This is a genomic window from Bradyrhizobium sp. AZCC 1588, assembly GCF_036924735.1.
Classification (GTDB): Bacteria; Pseudomonadota; Alphaproteobacteria; order Rhizobiales; family Xanthobacteraceae; genus Bradyrhizobium.
The window spans coordinates 4,446,892-4,470,601 of sequence record NZ_JAZHSC010000001.1; the positions used below are offsets into that span (position 1 = coordinate 4,446,892).

23 protein-coding genes are annotated in these 23,710 nt (G+C 62.6%); 18 read left to right on the plus strand and 5 right to left on the minus strand.

Annotated features, from left to right (window positions below; all coding sequences use genetic code 11):
* Nucleotides 1-36 precede the first annotated feature (36 nt).
* A complete protein-coding gene (locus V1277_RS20885) occupies nt 37-849 on the minus strand; it encodes a PAS-domain containing protein (protein WP_334417900.1) in 813 nt (270 codons plus the stop codon).
* A 202-nt stretch (nt 850-1,051) separates the two neighbouring features.
* Here V1277_RS20885 and V1277_RS20890 point away from each other — a divergent pair, with 202 nt between their 5' ends.
* On the plus strand, nt 1,052-1,402 hold the full coding sequence (locus V1277_RS20890) for a DMT family protein (RefSeq protein WP_334370122.1): 351 nt from the start codon (nt 1,052-1,054) through the stop codon (nt 1,400-1,402).
* A gap of 21 nt (nt 1,403-1,423) precedes the next feature.
* Here V1277_RS20890 and V1277_RS20895 read toward each other — a convergent pair whose 3' ends face one another.
* From V1277_RS20895 to V1277_RS20905, 3 genes are all read right to left on the minus strand, one after another.
* Complete coding sequence (locus V1277_RS20895; RefSeq protein WP_334417901.1) at nt 1,424-2,584, minus strand: PQQ-dependent sugar dehydrogenase; 1,161 nt, start codon at nt 2,582-2,584, stop codon at nt 1,424-1,426.
* A 72-nt stretch (nt 2,585-2,656) separates the two neighbouring features.
* A complete protein-coding gene (locus V1277_RS20900; protein ID WP_176721808.1) occupies nt 2,657-2,830 on the minus strand; it encodes a hypothetical protein in 174 nt (57 codons plus the stop codon).
* A 186-nt stretch (nt 2,831-3,016) separates the two neighbouring features.
* The gene (locus V1277_RS20905) at nt 3,017-3,670 is read right to left on the minus strand and encodes a glutathione S-transferase family protein (protein WP_334417902.1); all 654 of its coding nucleotides are present in this window, start codon (nt 3,668-3,670) and stop codon (nt 3,017-3,019) included.
* A 791-nt stretch (nt 3,671-4,461) separates the two neighbouring features.
* Between V1277_RS20905 and V1277_RS20910 the strand changes: the two genes are divergently transcribed.
* The 7 genes from V1277_RS20910 to V1277_RS20940 all read left to right on the plus strand — a co-directional run bounded on the left by V1277_RS20910 (nt 4,462) and on the right by V1277_RS20940 (nt 12,485).
* Nucleotides 4,462-5,664: a pyridoxal phosphate-dependent aminotransferase gene (locus tag V1277_RS20910; protein ID WP_334370119.1), complete on the plus strand. Its 1,203-nt coding sequence runs from the start codon at nt 4,462-4,464 to the stop codon at nt 5,662-5,664.
* A gap of 133 nt (nt 5,665-5,797) precedes the next feature.
* Entirely contained in the window at nt 5,798-6,310 is a 513-nt protein-coding gene (locus V1277_RS20915; protein ID WP_334417903.1) for a DUF992 domain-containing protein, read from the plus strand.
* Nucleotides 6,311-6,600: 290 nt separating this feature from the next.
* Entirely contained in the window at nt 6,601-7,080 is a 480-nt protein-coding gene (locus tag V1277_RS20920; protein ID WP_334417904.1) for a DUF992 domain-containing protein, read from the plus strand.
* A 222-nt stretch (nt 7,081-7,302) separates the two neighbouring features.
* Entirely contained in the window at nt 7,303-8,367 is a 1,065-nt protein-coding gene (locus V1277_RS20925; protein WP_334417905.1) for a DUF6161 domain-containing protein, read from the plus strand.
* Nucleotides 8,368-8,714: 347 nt separating this feature from the next.
* Nucleotides 8,715-10,763 (plus strand): elongation factor G, encoded by a 2,049-nt coding sequence (locus V1277_RS20930; RefSeq protein WP_334417906.1) that lies wholly within the window; start codon nt 8,715-8,717, stop codon nt 10,761-10,763.
* Between the two features lie 127 nt (nt 10,764-10,890).
* Complete coding sequence (locus V1277_RS20935) at nt 10,891-11,730, plus strand: shikimate dehydrogenase (protein WP_442894590.1); 840 nt, start codon at nt 10,891-10,893, stop codon at nt 11,728-11,730.
* Between the two features lie 128 nt (nt 11,731-11,858).
* Nucleotides 11,859-12,485, plus strand: a complete 627-nt coding sequence (locus tag V1277_RS20940) for a hypothetical protein (RefSeq protein WP_334417908.1) — start codon at nt 11,859-11,861, stop codon at nt 12,483-12,485.
* A 106-nt stretch (nt 12,486-12,591) separates the two neighbouring features.
* Here V1277_RS20940 and V1277_RS20945 read toward each other — a convergent pair whose 3' ends face one another.
* Nucleotides 12,592-13,728 carry an alpha-hydroxy acid oxidase gene (locus V1277_RS20945; protein ID WP_334417909.1) on the minus strand — a complete coding sequence of 379 codons (1,137 nt, stop codon included), beginning with the start codon at nt 13,726-13,728 and terminating at the stop codon, nt 12,592-12,594.
* Between the two features lie 105 nt (nt 13,729-13,833).
* Here V1277_RS20945 and V1277_RS20950 point away from each other — a divergent pair, with 105 nt between their 5' ends.
* From V1277_RS20950 to serA, 10 genes are all read left to right on the plus strand, one after another.
* Nucleotides 13,834-14,013 carry a hypothetical protein gene (locus tag V1277_RS20950; RefSeq protein ID WP_334417910.1) on the plus strand — a complete coding sequence of 60 codons (180 nt, stop codon included), beginning with the start codon at nt 13,834-13,836 and terminating at the stop codon, nt 14,011-14,013.
* Between the two features lie 207 nt (nt 14,014-14,220).
* Nucleotides 14,221-15,567, plus strand: a complete 1,347-nt coding sequence (glmM, locus tag V1277_RS20955; protein ID WP_334420422.1) for a phosphoglucosamine mutase — start codon at nt 14,221-14,223, stop codon at nt 15,565-15,567.
* 145 nt (nt 15,568-15,712) lie between these two features.
* Nucleotides 15,713-16,972 carry an MFS transporter gene (locus V1277_RS20960; protein ID WP_334417911.1) on the plus strand — a complete coding sequence of 420 codons (1,260 nt, stop codon included), beginning with the start codon at nt 15,713-15,715 and terminating at the stop codon, nt 16,970-16,972.
* A gap of 287 nt (nt 16,973-17,259) precedes the next feature.
* Entirely contained in the window at nt 17,260-18,096 is an 837-nt protein-coding gene (locus V1277_RS20965) for an outer membrane protein (protein WP_334417912.1), read from the plus strand.
* Between the two features lie 211 nt (nt 18,097-18,307).
* On the plus strand, nt 18,308-19,132 hold the full coding sequence (locus tag V1277_RS20970; protein ID WP_334417913.1) for an outer membrane protein: 825 nt from the start codon (nt 18,308-18,310) through the stop codon (nt 19,130-19,132).
* A gap of 81 nt (nt 19,133-19,213) precedes the next feature.
* A complete protein-coding gene (locus V1277_RS20975; protein ID WP_334417914.1) occupies nt 19,214-19,804 on the plus strand; it encodes a glutathione S-transferase family protein in 591 nt (196 codons plus the stop codon).
* A gap of 17 nt (nt 19,805-19,821) precedes the next feature.
* Nucleotides 19,822-20,292: a GNAT family N-acetyltransferase gene (locus V1277_RS20980; protein WP_334417915.1), complete on the plus strand. Its 471-nt coding sequence runs from the start codon at nt 19,822-19,824 to the stop codon at nt 20,290-20,292.
* A 131-nt stretch (nt 20,293-20,423) separates the two neighbouring features.
* On the plus strand, nt 20,424-20,660 hold the full coding sequence (locus V1277_RS20985) for a hypothetical protein (RefSeq protein ID WP_334417916.1): 237 nt from the start codon (nt 20,424-20,426) through the stop codon (nt 20,658-20,660).
* 79 nt (nt 20,661-20,739) lie between these two features.
* Complete coding sequence (locus V1277_RS20990; RefSeq protein ID WP_334417917.1) at nt 20,740-21,912, plus strand: phosphoserine transaminase; 1,173 nt, start codon at nt 20,740-20,742, stop codon at nt 21,910-21,912.
* Between the two features lie 166 nt (nt 21,913-22,078).
* The gene (gene serA, locus V1277_RS20995; RefSeq protein ID WP_334417918.1) at nt 22,079-23,668 is read left to right on the plus strand and encodes a phosphoglycerate dehydrogenase; all 1,590 of its coding nucleotides are present in this window, start codon (nt 22,079-22,081) and stop codon (nt 23,666-23,668) included.
* Nucleotides 23,669-23,710 lie beyond the last annotated feature (42 nt).

The window sequence follows — 23,710 nt, forward strand, 5'->3', positions numbered from 1 at the left end:
ACAGATGTGGCTGCAGACGATCAACTTATCGCTTCGCTACTCCGCGGCGCCGAGGTGCCCAGCGAGGCTGCGATGGTTGCCGCGCAGCGCGCGATAATACTCCGCGCTGCCGGGATCGTCGGTGTGGCGAACGAGGTCGGTGACCGGCGTGTAGCTCAGCATGCGTCCGCCGTCGGGAAGCGCCGTGCAGGTGAAGCGCAGCACCTGTCCGTCCGCGAGATCGACGTTGATCGGCGTGGAATCGCCTGTTCGTATCATCTCGGTGCGCTTGGCGATGAAGGTGCTCAACTCGTCCTCCGGCAGTTGCCAGGCGCCGGTGTCGCGGCCGTGATACATCAGCGCGATGAAGGGCGGCTTGCTGTCGGCCTGCTCGTCGGACAGCTTGAAATAGTCGCGGAAGGCGCGGTTGATGAATTCGGCGCGGGTGGCGGAATCGAGCAGCACGATGCCGATATCGACCTGGTCGAGCGCGGCCGACAGGCGCTCCGCGGTAGCGTGATGCTTCTTCTCCCACGCGAACGCATCGACCCATCTTTTCCGCAACAAGCCGGTGATCAGCGCGGTGCCGCCGGCGGTCGCCGCCAGCAGCAGCATGCGCGCCAGGTCGGACATGTCGTAACCGGGCGTAGCGCGGTGGTTGAGGAAGAACAGCGCCGATGACGTCACCGCAATGATGGCGCTGGCCATGCCGGAGACGATGCCGCTGATGGAAGCGGCAAAGGCGACGATGCAGACGAATAGCGGCGCAGGATTGGGGACTGCAACGAAGTGCCGGTCGACGACGAAGGCGATCATCGCCGTCGCTGTCGTGAGAGCCGGACCGGAGATTGCGCGCCAGTCTAACTGCATACCCGTTCTCGCCACTTGCCGGGAATAAGACGCGAGCATGCCTGATTGTTGCGATTGTGCACGCCTTTTTGCCGCCAGTCCTAAGAGAGCGTTGCGGGCATGCGTAAGACTTTCGCATTTTTGAAATCAAATGATATCGAGTTGAGGAACGGGGTACCGCACCCGACCATTGAGCTGCTCGACATTTTGCAAGAGGACATCGATGCCCACTGTTTCGCCGACGCTGCTGCCGATCCTGATGCTGTTTGCCTCCAACATCTTCATGACCTTTGCCTGGTACGGCCATCTGAAATTCAAGGAAAGCCCATTGCCAATGGTGGTGCTGGCGAGCTGGGGGATCGCCTTCATCGAATACTGGCTGGCGGTGCCGGCCAACCGCTGGGGCAGCGCGGTGTATTCGGCGGCGCAACTCAAGACCATGCAGGAAGTGATCACGCTGGTGGTATTCGCCTGCTTCTCGGTGCTCTACCTGAAGGAGCCGCTAGCGTGGAATCACGCACTCGGCTTTCTCCTCATCGCCGCGGGTGCGTTTCTGATCTTCCACAAATGGTGAACGCTTTTGTTCAGATCGTCGTCATTTCACCGCCGGCGCCACCCGCAATACCCGTCCGTTCGAACTATCTGTGAGCAGCCACAGCGCGCCATCGGGTCCCTGGCGGACATCACGGATACGCTCGTGCAGGTTCTGCAGCAGGCGTTCCTCCGACGTCACCGTGTTGCCGTTCAGCGTCAGCCGCACCAGCATTGCGCTGCGCAGCGCGCCGGTGAACAGGCTGCCGTTCCATTTCGGAAACAGCTTTCCGGTGTAGAAGGCCATGCCTGACGGCGCGATCGACGGCACCCAGTATTTGAGCGGCTGCTCCATGCCGTCCTTGGCCGTGCTCTGGTGGATTTTCGCGCCGGAATAATCGATGCCGTAGCCGATCACCGGCCAGCCGTAATTCTTGCCCTTGCCGACGACATTGACCTCGTCGCCACCGCGCGGTCCGTGCTCGATTTCCCAGGGCTCGCCGCTCGCGGGATTGATCGCGAGCGCCTGCACGTTGCGGTGCCCGTAGCTCCAGATCTCCGGCTTGGCATCAGTGCGGCCGGCGAACGGATTGCCTGGGGGCACCGATCCGTCGGGCGCGATCCGGATCAGCTTGCCGAGATGATTGCCGAGATTCTGCGCCTGGTCGCGATGGGTGAAGTGATCGCCGAGCGCCACGAACAGATTGCCGTCGTCGGCCTGCGCGATGCGGCAGCCATAGTGATTCCCTGACGATAGCGGGCCCTGCTGGCGGAAGATGATCTTGACCTCGTCGAGACGGCCATTGTCGTCGCTCAGCTTTGCGCGCGCGGCCGTGGTGTGGCCGCCGCCCGCGGTCCGTTCGGCGTAACAGAAATAGATGGTCCGGTTCTGCGCAAAGGATTTGTCGGTGACGACATCGTGCAGGCCGCCCTGGCCTGAGGCCCACACGTCAGGCACGCCCTTGAGTGGCGGCGAGACCTGGCCCTCCGCGCTGACGAGGCGCATGCGGCCGGGACGCTCGGTCACCAGCATCGTTCCATTGGGTAGGAATGCCAGCGCCCACGGATTGACGAGGCCCCTCGCAATGGTGCGAACCTCGAGTTCGCCCGCCGACGAGTCGAACGCCGGCTCTTCGCCGCGCGTGCCGGTGGCGATCAGGAAGGAGACGGCGAGCAGGATCGCTACCGTCAAGGCGACGGTCACAAGGCCGACGGGTGTCTTCATTCTGGTCTACATCGCGATGCTGATCATCGCGCGTTCGCTAGTCCAATGATGCAAACAAAAAGGCTGGACCTGTCACGGAATAGGCATCGCGACGGTGGCCTTGATCGATAGCACCGTCAGGGTGACCACGAGGCAAAGCGATAGTGTGCCGATCGCAAGCGAGGTGGCGATGGCACCAAGCAATCGGGAAGAAGCGACGGGCGCGCGGCTGCTCTCGAAGCCGACCGCGCCGGGTGACCGCATCATGGTCTAAATCCTTGTAACGCGGGACGAATCACCCGCTCCTCATCAGGAAAATCTTGCAACGATCACCGGCAATATTGCGGCGATCAGAGGCTGAAAATGGCGGAATCGCGGCAAAGGTTAACGTTATGCCCGCTATTATTAACTTTTGGCGGGGTGCTCGCGCGAAAGTGAGAGGGGCGAGGCTGGCTATGCGCCTGCAGCGATGCCGGCCTGGTCGTCGACCTCGGTTTCCGGCTGCCAGTCCATCGTCACGAAACCGGGGGTCTGTTCGACCCGCCGCAGCCAGGCGCGGATGGCAGGGAAGGTCGCGAGGTCGTAGTCGCAGCGGTCAGCGACATGGGTGTAGCCGTACAGTGCGATATCGGCGACCGTGAGTTGTCCGGCCGCGAAATAGGCGCGGGCCTTGAGATGGTTTTCCATCACCTGAAGCGCCGCATAGCCGCGCTCCATCCAGTCCTCCAGCGCATGCGTCTGCAGGTCGCGGCCGCCCTTGACCAGCGACAGCCAAAAATATGCGGCGCCGATATTGGGCTCCAGCGCGTGCTGTTCGAAGAACATCCATTGCAGCGCTTCGGCGCGCTCGACCCGCGACTCCGGCGCCAGCGACGTGCCGCCGCAGACATACCAGAGAATGGCGTTGGATTCGGCGAGGTAGCGTCCTTCGGCGACTTCCAACAGCGGCACCTGTCCTGAGGGGTTCTTCTCCAGAAACTCCGGCGTGCGGCTTTCGCCACGGAGAATGTCGACCTCGATAGCCTCATAGGGCGCGTTGAGCAGCGCCAGCGCAAGGCGGACCTTGTAGCTGTTGCCGGAGCGCTGCATCGAATAGAGCTTGTACATTGTCGTTGGGTTCACAGAGGTCGAGGGGCGCGCGCGAGGAGCGAACTGCGGAAAGCCTTCGCGCCGCAACGCGGCTAAACAATGATGCCGATACGAATGCGTCGCAAGACCCGCGGAATGGAAAAAGTCGAAAACCTCTACTGCACTGCACGCGCGCAGCATGCCATGCCACGACTCAGTCAGGCAACGCATCACATGGTCGGGAACGGACGAGCGGATCGATTCAATCCTGCGCGACGATGCTGGCTGCGTCACGCCTCGGGGTGATGACCATGGACCCGGCGCGTGGGCACCGGCCCTGCGGCGCGCCGCTGCGCGTCTGCTGCGTTCGGGGAACGGAGATCGGTCGTTGACCCAAAAGCTTTCGTGTTCCGGACGCGGCGCAGAGCCGGGACCCAGGATCGGGGGGGTGGCCATCATACGTCCGAAAGTGACTTCGCGGGCCATCATCGAGAGCGGATGCAGATCGCGGCGACACAGCTTGGCGTTGAACCGTGCGGCTTCGCTTTGGCCTTGAGGGTGGGTGGCGCTCGGCCGTCAGCCGCTCCGGGAGTTGCGCCCTCTCTGCCTGACCCGCGGCTTGTCAGATATGAGTCAATTCGGCCCGCGGAACTTTGCGAATATTGCGTTCGGATTGCTCCGATCGTACCGAGCCCGCGCAACGTTCCCCAAAGTTTGGCCGTTGTTTGGCCAAGCTTCTTGCGATGCAGCGCGCAGCGCCTTAGGGTGCAGCGTTCCCATCAAAAAGAGTCGTGAATTTCAGAAGTCACGACGTTTGCCAGGAGATCATGATGCCCTTCCTGTCCGCCGCGCTCGCCCGTGTGAAGCCGTCCGCGACCATCGCGGTCACGGATAAAGCGCGCGCGCTGAAAGCGGCGGGCCGCAACGTCATCGGACTTGGCGCCGGCGAGCCGGACTTCGACACGCCCGCCAACATCAAGCTGGCGGCGATCCGCGCCATCGAGGCCGGCAAGACCAAGTACACCGATGTCGGCGGCATTCCGGAGCTGAAGGAAGCCATCATCAACAAGTTCCGGCGCGAGAATGGCCTGACCTACAAGCCGAACCAGGTCATCGTCGGCACCGGCGGCAAGCAGGTGCTCTACAATGCGCTGATGGCAACCCTCAATCCCGGCGACGAGGTGATCATCCCGGCGCCGTACTGGGTCAGCTATCCGGAAATGGTGGCGCTGGCCGGCGGCGAGTCGGTCCCCGTCGTGTGCCCGGCATCGAGTGGCTTCAAGCTGCGGCCCGAGGATCTTGAAAAGGCGATCACGCCGAAGACCAAATGGATCATCCTGTGCTCGCCGTCGAACCCGACCGGTGCAGCGTACACGCGCGCCGAACTCAAGGCGATCACCGACGTACTGGTGAAGCATCCGCATGTCTGGGTGATGACCGACGACATGTACGAGCACCTGGTCTATGACGACTTCCAGTTCGCGACGCCTGCGCAGGTCGAGCCGAAACTCTACGAGCGCACGCTGACGGTGAACGGCGTGTCGAAGGCCTATTGCATGACCGGCTGGCGCATCGGTTACGCCGGCGGCCCGGCCGACCTGATCAAGGCGATGGCGACCATCCAGTCGCAATCGACCTCGAACCCGTCGTCGATCGCGCAGTGGGCCTCCGTCGAAGCGTTGAACGGTCCGCAGGACTTCATCCCGGTGCACAATAAGATGTTCAAGGAGCGGCGCGACCTCGTGGTCTCGATGCTGAACCAGGCCAAGGGCATCGAATGTCCGCGGCCGGAAGGCGCGTTCTACGTCTATCCGTCCTGCGCCGGCACCATCGGCAAGACCTCGCCTTCGGGCAAGGTGATTGCCAATGACGAGGATTTCGTCACGGAATTGCTGGAGAGCGAAGGCGTCGCCGTCGTGCAGGGTTCCGCATTCGGATTGGGCCCGGCGTTCCGGATTTCTTACGCGACGAACACCTCCGACCTCGAAGAGGCCTGCAAACGCATCCAGCGCTTTTGTGGCAATTTGAAATAGTCAAATCACATCGCGCGTGAAGCACAGCGCGATGTTTTGACGGCTTCTTGAGGAAGCGCCATGTTTTCGACACGGCGCTTCCATCCTGTCCGCTCCGCTAAATTTGTTCATCAACATGCGGAGACTGGGACACATGCGCTTCCTGACATTGACATTCGCCACGCTTGCGCTGCTCGCGCCGGTTGCGAGCGCTGACGCGGCGCCGCCGGTTCGCGCCGGCATCCTGCAATGCCAGGGCGGCCAGAATGTCGGCTTCGTGGTCGGCTCGGTGACCAGCCTCGAATGCGTGTTCCGCAGCGAAGGCCGCCGGCCTGAACCCTACATCGCCACCGTGCACCGCATCGGTCTCGATCTCGGCGTCACCGAGCAGACCCAGTTGTCCTGGGCAGTCAGTGCGCCGAACAGCCGGCTCGGGCGCGGCGAACTCGCCGGCAGCTATGGTGGCGTCGGCGCGAATGCATCGATCGGCGTCGGCGGCGGCGGCAACTTCCTGGTGGGCGGTCCCGCCAACGCCTATGCGCTGCAGCCGATCAGCCTGCAAGGCCAGACCGGATTGAACGTCGCCGCCGGCATCGCCGGCATCGAACTGCAACCGGTGCAGTTCGGCCCGCGCCGGCACCATCGCCGGCATCACCGCCGCGGTTGAGGATGACGTTTAAGGAAAAGGCCCGCGCAAGCGGGCCTTTTTGTTGATGTCATTCCGGGGCGATGCGCAGCATCGAACCCGGAATCTCGAGATTCTCAGGTGGGCAACTGCGCACCATAGTTCGTCGCTTCGCGCCGCCCCGGAATGACGAGCAAATGGAGACTGCCCGCTTCAGCTTCCGCCATTCTGGTACGACCTGTGATGTTGTGGCATAGAACGGCAAGCCCCGCGGGCACGGCCTTTTCCTGATTCTCTGCTCGCATCACAGTTTTTCAGCCGGAGCTTACTTCATGCGTCGTTCTCTCGTTCTCGCCGCTGCCGTTCTCGCTGCGCTGGCTTCATCCATCGGCGGCGCCGGTGCACAGCAGCAGCGCGTGCAGGTCGGCGTGCTGGAGTGCCGTGGCGGCGCCAGCGTCGGTTTCATCGTCGGTTCCGTCACTCACCTTGGTTGCGTGCTGCGCGCAGAAGGGATGCCGGAAGATCGCTATGTCGCCACCATCCGCAAAGTCGGACTCGATCTCGGCATCACCCAGGAATCGGCGCTGGCCTGGGGCGTGTTCGCACCTGTTGCGCGGCTCGGCCCCGGTGGCCTTTCCGGCGATTATGTCGGCGCGCAGGGCAGCGCGACGCTTGGCGTCGGCGTCGGCGGCAACGTGCTGGTCGGCGGCTCGGCGAACTCGATCGCGCTGCAGCCGCTCAGCGTGCAGGGCCAGGTCGGCGTGAGCATTGCCGCCGGATTGGAAGCCCTGGAACTGCGACCGGGACGATAAAGGCTCCCTTCCGGCAAGGGTACGCTGCGGGCCCTGATCCAAGATCGCATCGTGCCATGCGCCCGACGACGTAAAAACCCTTGTCGGTAGACATCCCTCGCGCGTAGATTGCACTAGGGGCAGTCTCCACCAGCTTGCTAGCAGAGCAGCCGAGCTCAATCGCATCCTGCCCGTCGAAACGGGAAGTCAGTTTGTGACAATTACTTCATTGCGAAAGGCGCTGTGCCAATTCTCGGCTGTGAATGGCAACCATTCGTAGCATCCTTCAACGCTACGCAAGGTACTGAGGCTCAGGAGTTTAGAGACAAGCAAGTCCAACGCTGGTCAGACATTATCAACTCGATCAATGATCGACTACCCAGCACGCCCTCAATTTCAAACTATGGGCAAGTGATGCGAGGCTATGAAAATACCCTTCGCAAACAGGACGCCGAACTCTTTACCCTGGTTGAGGATGACGTAACGGGTACGTTCGTGGTCACGTCGACAATACCGCTTCTCGGAGTTGACGGTGATGAGCTTAGTATAGGTTCGAACGATGACATCTGGCTTCACGTCGAAACGATAGTTTACTGGCTAAGCAAGGTTGCCATAGGCACGGGACACCTCACGGTTAACCCGTCTGTTTCATTCTTTCAGGATCCGCGAGTCCTCCGTGGTCTAGCAGATGCGGCCACGCCGGACCTCGAATACGTTCATGGTCTTGTAGACACTGCTCACCAAGCCGAATCAATGATTGCGTCCAGTGAGCAGGAGCTCCGTTTGAAGGTTCAAGAGTTTGAAGCGGTTATCGCAAAAACACGTGAGGATGGGATTTTCAAGAGTGCAAATTCGCTTTGGAGTGAAAAGGCTAAGCGCCACACCTGGGCTTATACGATCGGCTTTCTCACTATAGTCGCGCTGATCTCTGCATTTCCGGTGTTCTTTTCAGTGTACCAGATCAACATGTGGAGCTTACTTCCGAAGAATGAGCATACCGGTGAATACACGTATCTGGCTGCGTTGATCGTCGCGCTCGGTTTCGTGGCTCTCGCTTGGATTTTTAGGATGTTGGGTCGGTTTGTGATTGACAATTTTTCACTGGCGTCCGATGCGCGCCAGCGTGAGATGATCTTACGAACGTTCTTGACGCTCGTTGGCACGCCGGAGGCGAAAATGCAGGATGGAGAGCGTGTGCTGATACTGAACGCAATATTCCGACCAGTCCCCGGACAGGGGCCGGATGATCCGGCGCCGTCTTCACTGATGGACCTGATGAAAGATGCATTCAAGCCCGCTGGCAAGTAGTGGGAGCGGGGCACAAAACACACGAGTTTGATCGCGTTGCTGCCGCTGAGCGTCCTGGGCTAGGTCGGGGTCAGCATTGCTGCCGGATTGGAACGCCTGAAACTCCGGCCGGGAAGGTGGTCGGGGCCCTCGCCCCGTCATTTGCGAGCGAAAGCGAAGCAATCCACTTCACCGCACGGGGAAAAATGGATTGCTTCGTCGCTTTGCTCCTCGCAATGACGTGTCCGGCCTTTGGTCCCACCTCGCACCGCAGCGACGTTTTCCCGCTTGCCAAATCGTTGCGACAGGCGGAGCATCAGAGGTTGCCGACCCAATCACGGGCCGAGCTCCAAAACAGGGAGGCGGCAATGGGACAAGACGTCAGAAGTCCCCAAGGTCCACGGTGCATTGCGCTGGTGGGCCCTTTCCAGAGCGGTAAAACCACACTTCTAGAAGCCATACTGGCGCGAACGGGCGCCATTAAAAGTGCCGGCAGCGTCGATGCCGGAACTTCCGTCGGCGATGCCAGCCCCGAAGCGCGCCATCACAAGATGGGCGTGGCCTTAAGCGCCGCCACCACCACCTTCATGGGCGACAGTTACACCTTTATCGATTGTCCCGGCTCGGTCGAGTTCGCGCATGACATGCGCGCCGCATTGCCCGCGGTCGATGCCGCGGTCGTGGTCTGCGAGGCGGACGAGAAGAAGCTGCCGCAACTGCAGATCATCCTGCGCGAGCTGGAAGATCTCGGCATTCCGCGTTTTCTGTTTTTGAACAAGATCGACCGCGCCAACAAGCGCATCCGCGAAACGCTGGCGACCCTGCAGCCGGCCTCGCGCGTGCCGCTGGTGCTGCGGCAGATTCCGATCTGGAACGGCGACTTGATCGAAGGCTTTGTCGACCTCGCACTGGAGCGCGCCTTCGTCTACCGCGAGCACAAGCCTTCCGAAGTGATCGCGCTGGAAGGCGGCGATCTCGACCGCGAGAAGGAAGCGCGCTTCTCGATGCTTGAAAAGCTCGCCGATCACGACGACGCGTTGATGGAGCAGTTGCTGGAAGACATCCAGCCGCCGCGCGATGCGGTGTTCGACGATCTCGCCCGCGAATTGCGCGAAGGGTTGATCTGCCCGGTTCTGCTGGGCGCCGCGAGCCGCGAAAACGGCGTGCTGCGGCTGATGAAGGCGCTGCGGCATGAATCACCCGGCGTTGTTGAAACGGCGAAACGCCTCGGCGCATCGTCGCAAAAGGAGGCGCTGGCCTATGTGTTCAAGACGCTGCATCTGCAGCACGGCGGCAAGCTGTCGCTGACGCGGCTGCTCGCCGGCCACCTCGACGACGGCGCGACCCTGCAATCCTCCTCCGGCGAAGCCGGACGGGTGTCCGGCATTCTCGCGGTCAACGGTGCGCACGATACCAAACGTGCCGTGGCGGAAGCCGGCGAGACGATCGCGCTCGGCAAGCTCGACGCGATCAAGACCGGCGACACGCTGTCCAGCGGCAAGACCGCGCCGGCGGCACTGGTGCAGATCGCGCCGACACCGCCGGTGCTGGCGATGTCGCTGTCGGCGGCCGATCGCAAGGACGATGTCAAACTCGGCCAAGCGCTGCTGCGGCAGAACGAGGAGGATCCGTCGTTAACGATGATCCAGAACCAGCGCACCCACGATATCGTGCTGTGGGGGCAGGGCGAGATGCATCTGCGCGTGGCGCTCGAGCGGCTGCGCGACCGCTTCGGCGTCAACGTCAAATCGCAGCCGCCGGCGATCGGCTATCAGGAGACCATCCGCAAACCGACGACCCAGCGCGGCCGTCATAAGAAGCAATCCGGCGGCCATGGCCAGTTCGGCGACGTGGTGCTGGAAATCAAGCCGATGCCGCGGGGTTCGGGCTTCGAGTTCCACGAAAAGGTGGTCGGCGGCGCGGTGCCGAAAAATTACATCGGCGCGGTGGAAGAGGGCGTGGTCGACGGCCTCGCCAAGGGTCCGCTCGGTTTTCCCGTCATCGATGTTGAGGTCACGCTCATCGACGGCTCCTATCACAGCGTCGATTCGTCCGATCTCGCGTTCCGCACCGCAGCGCGAATCGGCATGACCGAGGCGCTGCCGCAGTGCCAGCCGGTGCTGCTGGAGCCGATCCACATGGTGGAGATCGTCTGCCCGACGGAAGCGACGGCGAAGATCAACGCCATCCTGTCGGCGCGACGCGGCCAGATTCTCGGCTTCGACACCCGCGAGGGCTGGCCGGGATGGGACTGTGTCCGCGCCACCATGCCGGAGGCGGAGATCGGCGATCTGATCGTGGAGCTGCGCTCGGCCACCGCCGGCGCCGGCGGGTTCATCCGCCAGTTCGACCGCATGGCCGAGGTCACCGGCCGCGCCGCTGACCAGATCATCGCCGCGCACCGCGTCGCGGCGTGAGTGTGCCGGCCTGGCCGCCGCAGCTCCGTCTGCGGCGGCCAGCGCGCGGCTTGACTCATTTCAGCAGAAGATAAATTGATAATCGTGGCCGGGTTTATCCCGGCCATCGACGTCTTTGGAGGAGGCTATTGCCGTGCCTAAACCCCCCGCCGCGTGCCTGATCGGATGGCCGGCCGCGCATTCGCGCTCGCCGTTGATCCATCATCACTGGCTGCGGACGCTGGGCATCGAGGGCGGCTACGTCATTGAGGCGGTGCCGCCCGACGAGTTTCAGGATTTCATCTTCCGCCTGTCGCTGCGCGGCTTTGTCGGCGCCAACGTCACGATCCCGCACAAGGAGCGCGCGCTTGCGCTGTCGAAGCCGGACGAGCGGGCCCGCGCAGTTGGCGCCGCCAACACGCTGTGGTTCGCGGACGGCGAATTGTGCTCGACCAATACCGACGTCGAAGGCTTTATCAACAATCTCGACGCCTGCGCCAGCGGTTGGGACCAGGCGGAGGATGCGCTGGTGCTGGGCGCCGGCGGTTCGTCGCGCGCCGTCGTGTTTGGGCTGCGCGAACGCGGCGTCAAGCGCATTCATCTCGTCAATCGCACCATGGCGCGCGCGCGCGCGTTGGCGGATCAGTTCGGCGCGAGCGTGTTGCCGGTGGCGTGGGATGTGCTCGCCGATCTCCTGCCGCGCGCCGGGCTTCTGGTGAATACGACCTCGCTCGGCATGAAGGGCCAGCCGCCGCTGGAACTCGATGTCGGCCGGCTGCCGTCACGCGCCGTCGTCGCCGATCTCGTTTATGTGCCGCTCGACACGCCGCTGCTGACCGTTGCGCGCGCGCGGGGGCTGAAGACCGCCGATGGGCTCGGCATGCTCTTGCATCAGGCGGTGCGGGGATTCGAACTGTGGTTCGGACGGCGTCCCGAGGTGACGCCGGAGCTTCGTGCGCTCGTCGAAGCCGATCTCACGAATACATGATTGGCGCCGGCGCGCCTGAACCCGATCACGCCTTGATGATCGGTAGGCGGGGCGCCAGCCGTGGAATAGGCATTTCCTCCCGGTGTTGGCGTTGGATTGGGCGCCGATCCAACTTTGGGAGGACTACCATGCCGAAATGTTCTTCATGGCCGCGCGTGCTCGCGGCCTCGCTGACCTTTGTCACCCTGCTCGGATCAGTGGTCTGGGCACAGCAGTCGCCGACGGTGCGCATTCGCGGCACCATTGAGGCCGTCGACGGGTCCATGCTGTCGATCAAGTCGCGCGAGGGCGCCGACATGAAGGTCCGTCTCACCGACAATGTCGCCGTGTTCGGCGTGGCGAAGACCGCGCTGTCCGAGATCAAGGAAGGCTCCTATATCGGCGTCACCGGCATGCCGGAGCCGGACGGCACCCAGAAGGCGGTCGCGGTGCATATCTTCCCGGAGAACCAGCGCGGCGCGGCCGAAGGTTTTCGGCCGTGGGATCAACGCCCGAACTCGACCATGACCAACGCCACCGTCGCCCAGACGGTGAAGGGCACCGACGGGCAGAATATTTTGGTCAAATACAAGGACGGCGAAAAGAAAGTCGTGGTGCCGCCGGATACGCCTGTTGTCACCTTCGTCGCCGGTGACAAGTCCGAACTAAAGCCGGGCGCGAAGATCATCATCTTCGGCGCGGTGAAGAAGGACGACGGCATGTTGGAAGCCAACCGCGTCAATGTCGGCCGCGACGGGATCACACCGCCGATGTGACCCGAAGGGTCATTCCGGGGCGATGCAAGGCATCGAACCCGGAATCTCGAGATTCCGGGTCTGGTCCTTCGGACCATCCCGGAATGACGCCGTAACAATGAACGTCTCAAACCGCCAGCACGCGATCGTCGATCTCGGCAATCGTATTGACGCCGCACAGCCCCATCGTGGTGAGCATTTCCTTGGCCAGGATGTCGAGCGCCTTGGCGACGCCGGCTTCGCCGCCAGCCCCTAAGCCATAGGCATAGGCACGGCCGATCATGCAGGATTTGGCGCCGAGCGCGAGCGCGCGCACCACGTCCTGGCCGGAGCGGATGCCGCCGTCGAACATGATCTCCATCTTCGAGCCGACGGTATCGACGATTTCGGGCAGCACCTCGATCGAGGACGGCGCGCCGTCGAGCTGGCGGCCGCCATGGTTGGAGACCACGATCGCCTGCGCGCCGGTCTTGGCGGCTTCCTCGGCGTCCTCGACGTCGAGAATGCCTTTGAGGATCAGCTTGCCCGGCCAGATCGAGCGGATCCAGTCGAGGTCCTTCCAGCTCAGCGAGGTATCGAACTGCGAGGCCGTCCATTCCGAGAGTTTGGTGAGATCCTCGGTGCCTTTGACGTGGCCGACGATGTTGCCGAAGGTACGGCGCTTGCCGCGCAGCACACCAGCGACCCATGAAGGCTTGCTCGCAAAATCGATCAGCTTCGACAGCGACCATTCCGGCGGCACCGTCATGCCGTTCTTGATGTCCTGATGGCGCTGGCCGATCACCTGCAAATCGACGGTCAGCACCAGCGCCGAGCATTTCGCCGCAATCGCGCGCTCGATCAGCGATTTGATGAAGCCGCGGTCCTTCATCACGTAGAGCTGGAACCAGAACGGCTTGTCGACGCTGGCTGCGATATCCTCGATCGAGCAGATCGACATCGTGCTCTGGGTGAAGGGAATGCCGGCGGCCTGCGCGGCGCGGCAGGCATGGATCTCGCCGTCGCCATGCTGCATGCCGAGCAGGCCGACCGGGGCGAGAATCAAGGGCATCGCGGCGGGCTCGCCGAGGATTGTCGTGGAGAGATCGCGCTTGGAGACGTCGACCAGAATGCGCTGGCGGAACTTGATCTGCTGCAGATCCTCGGAATTGGCCCGCAGCGTGTCCTCGGTGTAGGAGCCACGGTCGGCGTAGTCGAAAAACGCCTTGGGAACCCTGCGCTTGTGCAACTGGCGCAGATCCTCAATGCAGGTGATGTGCTTCATGGACGTCCCGGCCCTTCTTGAAACTTCTTCGCTGCGTCGTCATCTAGCATGGTTGGATGGCCAGCCAAATCGCATCTCGCGGCGCCATTCCCGGGAGAACATCCCATGACCGGACCACGCAGCGCCGCCCCCACCGAGACCGGCCCGGCCGATCGCGAGGAAAAGCGCCGGCTCGACGACGCTCTGGAGGAGGGGCTGGAAGAGACCTTTCCGGCATCCGACCCGGTCAATGTCACCCAGCCGGCGCCTTCGAAAGGCGACCAGCACGTCAAGCGGCGCGGTTAAGCCGGCAGGCCGATGGCTGCCTGGCGTGAATATCCAGATATAACAAATAGTTATATTGCCTTTTGGCCGCCAATGGCCGTAATGATTCATCATATTTTTTGAAGCCATTTTAGCGGGCGAAGGATTATAACCCCCAGCACGCTACGATGGAGGCGTTCGGGATTCGTGGCCGTGATGGCCTGAAGACCTGGAATGGCTGGGGGTCACATGAGCCGCAAATATTTCGGTACCGACGGAATTCGGGGCCGCGCAAATGGTCTGATCACGCCGGAGCTCGCACTCAAGGTGGGGCAGGCGGCCGGCCTGGTGTTTCAGCGTGGCGATCACCGCCACCGCGTCGTCATCGGCAAGGACACGCGTCTCTCCGGCTACATGATCGAATACGCCATGGTGGCCGGATTTACCTCGGTCGGCATGGACGTGCTGCTGCTCGGCCCGATGCCGACGCCGGCGGTCGCGATGCTGACCAAGTCGATGCGCGCCGATCTCGGCGTGATGATTTCAGCGTCGCACAATCTGTTCGAGGACAACGGCATCAAGCTGTTCGGTCCGCAGGGCTTCAAACTGTCCGACGATGTCGAGAAGCAGATCGAGCAACTGCTCGACGAGCCGATCGACCGTCGCTTGGCGCAGAGTGCCAGCCTCGGGCGCGCCCGCCGCATCGACGGCGTCCACGACCGCTATATCGAATTCGCCAAGCGCACGTTGCCGCGCGAGCTTTCGCTCGACGGCCTTCGCGTCGTGATCGATTGCGCGCACGGCGCGGCCTACAAGGTGGTGCCGGAAGCGCTGTGGGAATTGGGCGCAGACGTCATCGCGATCGGCGTCGAGCCTGACGGTTTCAACATCAACAAGGAATGCGGCTCGACCTCACCGGAGGCGCTTGCCAAGAAGGTGCGCGAGATGCGCGCCGATATCGGCATTGCGCTCGACGGCGACGCCGATCGCGTCATCCTGGTCGACGAGCGCGGCCACGTCGTCGACGGCGACCAGTTGCTCGCGGTGATCGCGCAGAGCTGGAATGAAGAGGGCCGTCTCGCCAAGCCAGGCATCGTCACCACCGTGATGTCCAACCTCGGCCTCGAGCGCTTCCTTGAAGGGCAGGGGCTCGGCATGGTGCGTACCCCGGTCGGCGACCGCTACGTGCTCGAGCAGATGCTCGCGCAGGGCTACAATCTCGGCGGCGAACCCTCAGGTCATATCATTCTCTCCGACTACGCCACGACCGGCGACGGATTCGTCGCCGCGCTGCAGGTGCTGGCCGTGGTGCAGAAGCTGCGCCGCCCGGTGTCGGAGGTCTGCCATCGCTTCGACCCGCTGCCGCAGATCTTGAAGAACGTGCGCTATCGCTCCGGCAAGCCGCTCGACCACGCCGAGGTGAAATCGGCGATCATGGACGGCGAGAATCGCCTCAACGGCCACGGCCGGCTGCTGGTCCGTTCGTCCGGCACCGAGCCTGTGATCCGCGTGATGGGCGAGGGCGACGACCGCCTCCTGGTCGAGGAAGTCGTCGACCAGATCGTCAACGCGCTCGGCCACGCCGCGGCGGCATAAGCACGCTTTATCCAAAGGACGCGCAATTGCTGATCGGCGGTGCGCAGGAGCGCATCGCAGCTATCGGCTATTGCTGCTGGTCGCAACCGGGCGTGCGGCGTAAAACGCGGCATTGCGTCCACGAATCCTTTTCGGGAATGCGCCGTTGAACAAGCCCGTCATCGTAACGGAGGAAACCGCGACCGCGCCGGTGGTTGTGTCGGACGCGGCGCCGGGGCTCGCTGCGAAAGCGGCCGTGGCAGGGCCGGCTTACATTGTGCTCGCCGGCATCAGCTTCTCGCATTTCCTCAACGACACCATGCAGTCGTTGATCGCCTCGGTCTATCCGATCTTGAAGGACGCCTACGCGCTCGACTATGCGCAGATCGGCATGATCACGCTGGCGTTCCAGTTCACCGCGTCGCTGCTGCAGCCCGTCGTCGGGCACTTCACCGACAAGAAGGCGCAGCCGTTCTCGCTCGCGATCGGCATGGGCTTTACGTTTTTCGGCTTGCTGCTGCTCAGCGTCGCGCATCTTTATCCGATCATCCTGATCGCGGCGGCGCTGGTCGGGCTTGGCTCGGCGGTGTTTCATCCGGAGTCGGCGCGGATCGCGCGCCTGGCTTCCGGCGGTCGCTACGGCTTCGCGCAATCGGTGTTTCAGCTCGGCGGCAGTTTCGGCACGTCGATGGGACCGGTGCTGGCCGCGCTGATCGTGGTACCGTTCGGCCAGCCCTCGATCGCCTGGTTCTCGTCGATCGCGTTTCTGGCGATCGTGATCCTGTGGCGTATCGGCGTTTGGTACAAGCCGCAGATCACGACGAAGAAATCGGCTGTGGTGGAACGTCATCCGGACCTGCCGGATTCCCGGCGCGTCAGAATCGCGCTCGCGGTGCTGGTTGCGCTGTTGTTTTCGAAGCAGCTCTACGTATCGAGCCTGTCGAGCTATTACATCTTCTATCTGATCGAAAAGTTTCAGGTGTCGACGCAGGCAGCCCAGCTCTATCTTTTCCTGTTTCTTGCCGCCAATGCGGTGGGCGCATTTTTCGGCGGGCCGCTCGGCGATCGCTTCGGGCGCAAATACGTCATCTGGTTCTCGATCCTCGGCGCGCTGCCGTTCACGCTGGCGCTGCCCTATGCCGGCCTCGTCGGCAGCGCGGTGCTGACGGTGTTGATCGGCCTGATTATCTCATCGGCGACGTCGTCGATCATCGTGTTCGCGCAGGAGCTGATGCCGCATCGCTTCGGGATGATCTCCGGCGTGTTCTTCGGCGTCGCCTTCGGCATCGGCGGACTGGGCGCGGCGGTGCTCGGCAGGCTTGCCGATCACACCGGCATCGCCTTCGTCTATCACCTCTGCGCATTCCTGCCGGCGCTCGGTCTGCTCGCGGTGTTCCTGCCGAAGATGCCGCAGCACGCGCGCTGACGAATTATCGCGAGGCGAGGCGTAGCTCGCCGCATCAACAAAGTCTTAACGGCGCGGCAACACGCCGATTCTCAATACATCGTTAGGATGTATGACGCTGTCGCTTGTCGTGTTGCAAATGCATCGAAACTCGCGTCGCAAACATCGCCGCGAAGAAAGTCAGAGATTGTCAACCTTAAAAATTAGGGTTAAGCGCCGCTTAAGCATTTAATGCCATCGTCCGTCCGTGAGTTTTTGAAGTGAGGATTTTTTCGCAGTCAGCCTCACCGGACAAAAGGACGAAGCCCATGCGTAGCGTTAAGTCATTCATTGCCGCAGGAGCGGCCACTTTGTTGTCCTCGGCGGCGTTTGCTGCCGACATGGCGATTGCGCCGCCTCCTTATGCTCCGGCCCCGGTGGTCGAGGATTTCGGCGGCTGGTATCTGCGCGGCGATATCGGCTTCAGCAATCAGCGGGTCGATCGTCTGAACAACGCGCTCGATGCCACCCTTACCTCGTCGGTGCAGACCAACAATTTCACTACCGCTGGCATCTTCGGCCTCGGCGTCGGTTACAAGGTCAACAACTGGTTCCGCGCTGACGTGACCGGTGAATACCGCGGCAATTCGCAGTTCTTCGGTACCGATCGCATCACCTATGTCGGCGGTGTCGGCACCGATACTTATCACGCGACCAAGAACGAGTGGGTCGTGCTCGCCAACGCCTATGTCGATCTCGGCACCTGGTGGTGCATCACCCCGTTCATCGGCGCCGGCGTCGGCGGCGCGCGGGTTGCGATCAACGGCTTCACCGATCAGAGCATCAATAGCAACCCGTTCCCTCCCGGCCCCGCACTGGCTGGCCTGGCGCACGGCGACAGTTTCGCGAAGTGGAATTTCGCCTGGGCCGTGCATGCCGGTCTCGCCTACCAGGTCACGCCGAACTTCACCGTCGAGCTCGCCTATCGCTATCTCGACATGGGCGACGGACTGACCGGCGATCTCCGCACCTTCGATGGCGTCAGCACCATCAACAACCCGATGACCTTCAAGAACATCACCTCGCACGACCTGAAGCTCGGCGTGCGCTGGGATCTGACCAGCCCACAGGTCTACGCGCCGCCGCCGCTGATCCGCAAAGGTTAATCGCGACCTTCTTTCGTTAACATTTGCAAACGGCGCGGGAGCTTCCCGCGCCGTTTTGCTTTTGCGCATGCCGATGCGGACGCGGCGTCAGATGAAAAATCTTCGTCGGCTTTTCGACAAGATCTCGCCAAATCGGAGGCCTGAACAACGATTGGTTAAGGTTAACAGGCGATGATCAGCGCAAGTTCAGAGTTTCCGATGGAGCGTTGCGATGCGTCGATTGTTGTTGGTGGCTGTGCTGTGCGGAGCGGCGAGCGTCGCCCAGGCGGCCGATATGCCGGACCTGCCGTTTCTCCGCGGCGGTTTCACCGACGGGCTGAGCACCAGCACGGTGAATTGGCAAGGCGGCTACATCGGTGGACATGCCGCCTATGGCACTTCCAACATGAATTTTGCGAATTCAACGAGGACCATCGCGGCGCGCCTGTTGGACGGCACGGAGATGGAGAACGTCCAGCGAATATCGGAGTGGCCGATCATGGGAAAAGTTTCGGCCCACGGAGAGGGGTTCGGCGGATTCGTCGGCTACAACTTCCAGTGGACCGACGTCGTCGTAGGCGTTGAACTGAATTACACGCACGGCAAGTTCGGCGGCTCGCAGACCGGCAGCATGTCGCGGTTCTTCACGCTTCCTTCCGGGTACACGGTTGGCGCGACTTATGAAGGGACTGCGCGAATGAATATTTCCGACATGGGAACGCTTCGCGTCCGCGGCGCTTACGCGTATGGTTCGTTCCTGCCTTATATGTTTGCCGGCATAGCGCTAGGGCAGGCCGATATCATTCGTACCGCCCGTGTTTTCGGAACTCAGGTCAATCCGGCCGCCGCGCCGGGATTCCAGAACGTACCGTTCGATGTCAGCGCTACCGACGGCCAGTATAGCCACTTGATCTACGGCTACTCGTTCGGCATCGGCACCGAGGTGATGCTGATATCGGGCCTGTTCCTGCGCGCGGAATGGGAATACGTGCGCTTTGCCTCTTCGATTGACACCAGCATCAACACGGTCCGCGCCGGCCTCGGCTACAAATTCTGATCCCGCCACGGCGGCGCCGGTCCGGCGCCGTTGACAGAATTGCCGCCGCCTGTTGCACTGCCGCCCCAACGAGGGCCGCGCATGAAGGTCTACGGCGATACCAATTCCGGCAACTGCCTGAAGGTGAAGTGGGTGTGCGATCATCTCGCGCTGCCCTACACCTGGATAGCGGTCGATACGCTCAAGGGCGAGACGCGGACCGCGGACTTCCTCAAGCTCAACGGCGCCGGCCAGGTGCCGACGATCGAACTCGACGACGGCCGCGCGCTGGCGCAATCCAACGCCATCATCCGCTATCTCGCCCGCGGCTCTCGTCTCGTTCCGCAAGCTGCGTTCGCGGAAGCGAAGATGGACGAGTGGCTGTTCTGGGAACAATACAGTCACGAGCCCTACATTGCCGTCTGCCGCTTCCAGATGTTCTACCTGAAGAAACCGGCCTCCGATCTCGACCCTGAAAAGGTCAAGCGCGGCTATGCGGCGCTGGCGCGGATGGAGCACCAGCTTGCGCTGACGCCGTTCCTGGTCGGCGACGCCGTCACGCTCGCCGACATATCGCTAGTGGCCTATACTCGCGTGGCGCACGAAGGCGGCTTCGATCTCGACGGCTACGCCGCGGTGCGCCGCTGGATCGGCGAGACCGAGAAATTTCTCGGCCTTCCGCCGGCGCGCTGACTTCACCGGAATGCATCATGACCGAGATTGCGCAGGTCAACATCCGCCCCGCGCGCCGCGAAGACGTCGGCACCATTATCGCCATGCTGGCGGACGATCCGCTCGGCGGTGCGCGTGAGCGGATCGAAGACCCACTCCCACAATGCTATTTCGCGGCATTTGAAAGGCTGCAGCACGACCCGAACATCCTTCTCATAGTTGCCGAGGATGGCGAAGGCGCCGTGGTCGGTTGCCTGCAGCTATGTATTCTGCCGGGGCTGAGCTCGCAGGGTGCCTCGCGTGGCCTGATCGAGGATGTCCGCGTCGCCAGCCACTGCCGCAGCCGCGGCATCGGCGAGCAGATGGTGCAGTGGGCGGTTGTGGAAGCGCGCGCGAGGGAATGCAAACTGGTCGAATTGCTGACGCATCACACCCGCGTCGATGCGCAGCGGTTTTACGAGCGCTTGGGTTTTGCGCGCAGCCATGTCGGCATGACGTTGCGATTCTGACTTCTCTGACTTCGTCTGCGGTTGAAGCGCATTTGCGACCAATGCCTGAGGTAGTCGTCGGTGTTCGATCCAGTTAACAAGCGATAAACTACGCATGCGTCCGTGATTTTACGGACAGGAGCGTCTCCGCTATGCCGGGCTCTCCCATGGGGCTTTGGGCAGCTTGGGGATTTCCAATGAAAAAATATTCGATTGTTCGGATCGGAAGCGAATATGTCGTGCAGGCCGGGGACACCAGCATTTTGAAAGTCTCGAGCCGGCGAGAGGCCGCCAAACTGGTCACCGATGCCGCCGAACTTCTCCAGGAGCCGGCTCCCTGCGCGGACGAGGACCCATCAATCGAGCGTGAAGCACCCGAAGCTTCTTGACGATCGGGCCCGATTCCCCTAATGACCGCGGCGGGACACCTCCCCCCAACGGGAGGCTTACTATCTGGAAGGATAGATCATGACCGTAGCGAAGCCCGCTTCGCGGCCGAACGTGCCGCATTTTTCCTCCGGCCCCTGTGCCAAGCGCCCCGGCTGGAATCCCCAAAATCTCAAGGACGCTGCCCTCGGCCGCTCGCACCGCGCGAAGATCGGTAAAGCGCGGCTCAAGCTCGCGATCGAATTGACGCGCGAAGTGCTGGAAGTGCCGGCCGACTACAAGATCGGCATCGTGCCGGCGTCCGATACCGGCGCGGTCGAAATGGCGTTGTGGTCGCTGCTCGGTGCGCGCCCCGTCACCACGATCGCCTGGGAATCCTTCGGCGAGGGCTGGGTCAGCGACATCGTCAAGGAATTGAAGCTCAAGGACGTCACCAAGCTGCACGCCGGCTATGGCGATCTTCCCGATTTGAGCAAGGCCGATCCGGCTTCCGACATCGTCTTCACCTGGAACGGCACGACTTCAGGCGTGCGCGTGCCGAACGCCGACTGGATCAGCGCGGACCGCCAAGGCCTCACGATTTGCGACGCGACGTCGGCTGCGTTTGCGCAAGCACTCGATTTCGCAAAACTCGATGTGGTGACGTTCTCCTGGCAGAAGGCGCTGGGCGGCGAGGCCGCGCACGGCATGCTGATCCTCTCACCGCGCGCGGTGGAGCGGCTTGAGACCTACAAGCCGGCCTGGCCGCTGCCGAAGATTTTCCGCCTCACCAAGGGCGGCAAGCTCAACCAGGGCATCTTCGAGGGCGAGACCATCAACACGCCGTCGATGCTGTGCGTCGAGGACTATCTCGATGCCTTGAACTGGGCGAAATCGATCGGCGGCCTCAAGGCCCTGATCGCGCGCGCCGACGCCAACACCAAGGTGCTGTCGGACTGGAAGGCGAAAACGCCGTGGATCGACTTCCTGGCCAAGGATGCGTCGATCCGCTCCAACACCTCGGTGTGCCTGAAGTTCATCGATCCCGCGATCACTTCGCTGACCGCCGACGCGCAGGCCGAGTTCTCCAAGAAGCTGGTTGCGCTGGTGGAGAAGGAAGCCGCCGGTTACGACTTCGCCTATTACCGCGATGCGCCCGCGGGCCTGCGGATCTGGTGCGGCGCCACGGTGGAAGCCTCCGATGTCGCGCTGCTGACGCAGTGGATCGACTGGGCGTTTGCCGAGACCAAGGCCGCGCTACCGAAGGCAGCTTGATGCTTGACCCTCCCCTGGAGGGGGAGGGTCGACGCACCGTAGGTGCGGCGGGGCGGGGTGATCTCTCCGCATCCGACGCACGCAGAGTTCGCACCGGCAGTTCACCCCACCCCGGCGCTTCGCGCCGACCCTCCCCCTGCAGGGGAGGGTGGAAGGAAACATTCAGATGTCCAAACCCAAAGTTCTCATTTCCGACGCGCTATCTCCCGCCGCCGTCCAGATCTTCAAGGATCGCGGCGTCGAGGTCGACTTCCAGCCCAATCTCGGCAAGGACAAGGACAAGCTCGCCGAGATCATCGGCAATTACGATGGCCTGGCGATCCGCTCGGCGACGAAAGCCACCGCCAAGATCATCGACAAGGCGAAGAAGCTGAAAGTGATCGGCCGCGCCGGCATCGGCGTCGACAACGTCGAGATTCCCGCGGCGACCGCCAGGGGCATCATCGTGATGAACACGCCGTTCGGCAATTCGATCACGACCGCCGAGCACGCGATCACCTTGATGCTGGCGCTGGCGCGTGAAATTCCGCAGGCCGACGCCTCGACCCAGGCCGGCAAGTGGGAGAAGAACCGCTTCATGGGCGTCGAGATCACCGGCAAGACCTTAGGGGTAGTCGGCTGCGGCAATATCGGCTCGATCGCCGCCGACCGCGCGCTCGGCCTGAAAATGAAGGTGGTCGCGTTCGATCCGTTCCTGTCGCCGGAGCGCGCCAAGGATATCGGCGTCGAGAAGGTCGAACTCGACGAGCTGCTCAAGCGCGCCGACTTCATCACGCTGCACACGCCGCTGACCGAGAAGACCAGGAACATCATCGACGCGGCGGCGCTCGCCAAGATGAAGAAGGGCGTTCGCATCATCAATTGCGCCCGCGGCGGCCTTGTCGACGAGCAGGCGTTGCTCGATGCACTGAATTCCAAGCATGTCGCCGGCGCCGCCTTCGACGTCTTCGTCGAGGAGCCCGCCACCAAGAACGTGCTGTTCGGCCATCCTAACGTGATCTGTACGCCGCATCTGGGCGCCTCCACCACGGAAGCGCAGGAGAACGTCGCGCTGCAGGTAGCCGAGCAGATGTCGGACTATCTTCTCACCGGCGCGATCTCGAACGCGGTGAACTTCCCCTCGATCACGGCGGAGGAAGCGCCGAAGCTGAAGCCGTTCATCGAGCTCGCCGAAAAGCTCGGCTCGTTCGCGGGCCAGCTCACCGAGAGCGGCATCCTGAAGACGGAGATCACCTATGAGGGACACGTTGCCGAGATGAAGATCAAGGCGATCACCTCTGCGGTGCTGTCGGGCCTGCTGCGCCCGATGCTGGGCGAGGTCAACGTGGTCTCCGCGCCGGTCGTCGCGAAGGAGCGCGGCATGGTGGTCGACGAGATCGTGCGCGCGGCGCAGAGCGACTACGAAAGCCTGATCACGGTGACCGTCACCACCGAACGGCAGGAGCGTTCCGTCTCCGGCACCGTCTATCACGACGGCAAGCCGCGGCTGGTCGACATCAAGGGCATCCGCGTCGACGCTGAGTTCGGCAAGTCGATGATCTATGTCACCAACGAGGACAAGCCCGGTTTCATCGGCAGCTTCGCCAGCCTGCTCGGCGATGCCAAGATCAACATCGCCACCTTCCATCTCGGCCGCGTCAAGCAGGGCGGCGACGCCATCGCGCTGGTCGAGATCGACGGTCCCGTGCCGGCCGATGTGCTTGCCAAGGTGCAGGCACTGCCGCAGGTGAAGCAGGCCAAGGCGTTGGCGTTTTAAAACGCGCATCCCCTTCTTTCCGGGGAAGGTCCTTCGCCGCGG

Bases quoted from the DNA above. Each gene is read 5' to 3' on its own strand.
- V1277_RS20975 (WP_334417914.1), top strand. From the start codon at position 19,214: ATGAAGGTCTACGGCGATACCAATTCCGGCAACTGCCTGAAGGTGAAG.
- V1277_RS20945 (WP_334417909.1), bottom strand. From the start codon at position 13,728: ATGAAGCACATCACCTGCATTGAGGATCTGCGCCAGTTGCACAAGCGC.
- V1277_RS20920 (WP_334417904.1), top strand. From the start codon at position 6,601: ATGCGTCGTTCTCTCGTTCTCGCCGCTGCCGTTCTCGCTGCGCTGGCT.
- V1277_RS20970 (WP_334417913.1), top strand. From the start codon at position 18,308: ATGCGTCGATTGTTGTTGGTGGCTGTGCTGTGCGGAGCGGCGAGCGTC.
- V1277_RS20900 (WP_176721808.1), bottom strand. From the start codon at position 2,830: ATGATGCGGTCACCCGGCGCGGTCGGCTTCGAGAGCAGCCGCGCGCCC.
- V1277_RS20890 (WP_334370122.1), top strand. From the start codon at position 1,052: ATGCCCACTGTTTCGCCGACGCTGCTGCCGATCCTGATGCTGTTTGCC.
- V1277_RS20950 (WP_334417910.1), top strand. From the start codon at position 13,834: ATGACCGGACCACGCAGCGCCGCCCCCACCGAGACCGGCCCGGCCGAT.
- V1277_RS20905 (WP_334417902.1), bottom strand. From the start codon at position 3,670: ATGTACAAGCTCTATTCGATGCAGCGCTCCGGCAACAGCTACAAGGTC.
- V1277_RS20930 (WP_334417906.1), top strand. From the start codon at position 8,715: ATGGGACAAGACGTCAGAAGTCCCCAAGGTCCACGGTGCATTGCGCTG.
- serA (WP_334417918.1), top strand. From the start codon at position 22,079: ATGTCCAAACCCAAAGTTCTCATTTCCGACGCGCTATCTCCCGCCGCC.
- V1277_RS20990 (WP_334417917.1), top strand. From the start codon at position 20,740: ATGACCGTAGCGAAGCCCGCTTCGCGGCCGAACGTGCCGCATTTTTCC.
- glmM (WP_334420422.1), top strand. From the start codon at position 14,221: ATGAGCCGCAAATATTTCGGTACCGACGGAATTCGGGGCCGCGCAAAT.
- V1277_RS20980 (WP_334417915.1), top strand. From the start codon at position 19,822: ATGACCGAGATTGCGCAGGTCAACATCCGCCCCGCGCGCCGCGAAGAC.
- V1277_RS20940 (WP_334417908.1), top strand. From the start codon at position 11,859: ATGCCGAAATGTTCTTCATGGCCGCGCGTGCTCGCGGCCTCGCTGACC.
- V1277_RS20915 (WP_334417903.1), top strand. From the start codon at position 5,798: ATGCGCTTCCTGACATTGACATTCGCCACGCTTGCGCTGCTCGCGCCG.
- V1277_RS20885 (WP_334417900.1), bottom strand. From the start codon at position 849: ATGCAGTTAGACTGGCGCGCAATCTCCGGTCCGGCTCTCACGACAGCG.
- V1277_RS20910 (WP_334370119.1), top strand. From the start codon at position 4,462: ATGCCCTTCCTGTCCGCCGCGCTCGCCCGTGTGAAGCCGTCCGCGACC.
- V1277_RS20985 (WP_334417916.1), top strand. From the start codon at position 20,424: ATGCCGGGCTCTCCCATGGGGCTTTGGGCAGCTTGGGGATTTCCAATG.
- V1277_RS20895 (WP_334417901.1), bottom strand. From the start codon at position 2,584: ATGAAGACACCCGTCGGCCTTGTGACCGTCGCCTTGACGGTAGCGATC.
- V1277_RS20965 (WP_334417912.1), top strand. From the start codon at position 17,260: ATGCGTAGCGTTAAGTCATTCATTGCCGCAGGAGCGGCCACTTTGTTG.